This window comes from Streptomyces sp. NPDC090442 (assembly GCF_044769405.1).
Classification (GTDB): Bacteria; Actinomycetota; Actinomycetes; order Streptomycetales; family Streptomycetaceae; genus Streptomyces.
The window spans coordinates 1-1,540 of sequence record NZ_JBIVXW010000244.1 but is presented as its reverse complement, the minus strand read 5'-3'; the positions used below and the strand labels follow the sequence as shown (position 1 = coordinate 1,540).

Below are 1,540 nucleotides of genomic sequence, written 5' to 3'. Positions count from 1 at the left end.
TCCAGCGACATCCCGAACTCCTCACCGCCTTCCTGGCCGGCACCGGCCTCGAACTCGCCCCACCCGCATCAAGCCAGTAGTCAAAGATCAGTAGCTGCTGACGGGCTTTTTGATCATGGCGTGGTGTCGGCGTACGTGTGCCAGTTCCGGTGGCAGAGGCGGGCGCGGTGTTGGTGGCGGCGGAGCCAAGCGGACCACCACAGCAGGTGTTTGGCATCTCGTCGGGGTGGGGGAAGGATCAGGGCCCGTAGGAGGCGGAGGAGTTCGTGGCTGCTGAGGGGGACGAGGTCGGCTTCGGCGGGGTCGTTTCGGCTGTTCTGGGTGGTGCGTTACGGCAGCTGTAGATAGCTCTGCCGGTGTCCATCGTGGCTGGTCAGCTGCTTGATGGGGGTGGCTGCGGGCGCGAGGACGGCCGCCTTGATCATGACGTGGTGTGACGCAACATCAGAACGAGACGGCCGCTTCGGTCACGGTAGACCACGAAGGCCACGAGGCCGTGTTCGGGGGCCTGTTGGCATCGATTGCCGACTGCTTCGCCCGTTGCGAGGGCAGGGAGAGGTTCGCGCGGATGACGCGGGGCATGCTGATGGAACTCGAGGACGTCAACTGCTGGAGCCTGGCCGAGGCGGTCGGTGAGCGGGGCCCACACCGCCTGCATCATTTGCTGTCCCGTGCGGTGTGGGACGAACAAGCGGTGCTGACGCGGACGGCCCTGTGGGCGGTGGACCTGCTGGATGACGGCGACGGGGTCCTGATCGCGGATGAGACGGGGGACGCGAAGTCCTCTACCGACGCGGTGGCCGCGGCCCACCAGTACTCCGGCTCGGTCGGCGGAGTGGATCTGTGCCAGGTCGCCGTGCACCTCACCTTCGCCACAGCCACCGGGCACTCCCTGATCGACCGGCGCCTGTACTTCACCAAGGAATGGGCCGGCGACGAGGAACGCCGTGAACTGACCGGCGTTCCCAACGAGCTGTGCTTCGCGACCAAGCCGCAGCTTGCGGCCCACATGCTCCGCGCCGCCATCCGGCAAGGCATATCCACCTCGTTCTTCCTCGGTGATGAGGTCTACGGAGGGCGGGAGCTGCGGACCACCTGCCGCGAGCTGGGGATGGGCTACGTCGTGGCAGTGCGCTCCAATCATCAGGTCACCACCCCGGCCGCGAAGCTGACCGCGGCCAAGGCCGCCGGCCGACTCCCCAAGCGGGCCTGGCAGCGGATGCGGACCGGCACGGGGCAGAAGGGCGTCCGGGACTACGACTGGGCGATGATCGAGGTCACCGCCGACGACACCCCCGACGGACATGAGGGCGACGCGGGGACGACTGCCCTGCTGGTCCGTCGGCACCGCTACACCCGCGCCCTGACCTACTACCGCTGCTTCGCCCCCCGGGCCGGTGACCTTGACGATTTCCAGGACGCCAAAGCGACCTGCCACCTCGACAAAGGCCAGGTCACCTGCTGGAACTCCTGGCACCGCTGGAGCGTGATCGCCCTGGTCGCCTACGCCTTCCTGGCCGTCACAGCCGCCCTCGAACGC

1 protein-coding gene is annotated in these 1,540 nt (G+C 67.7%); it reads left to right on the top strand.

What is annotated here, in order from left to right; genetic code table 11:
• Positions 1 to 433: 433 nt before the first annotated feature.
• On the top strand, positions 434 to 1,540 hold a 1,107-nt coding region (locus ACIQU6_RS44770; RefSeq protein ID WP_403488493.1), incomplete at its 3' end, for an IS701 family transposase.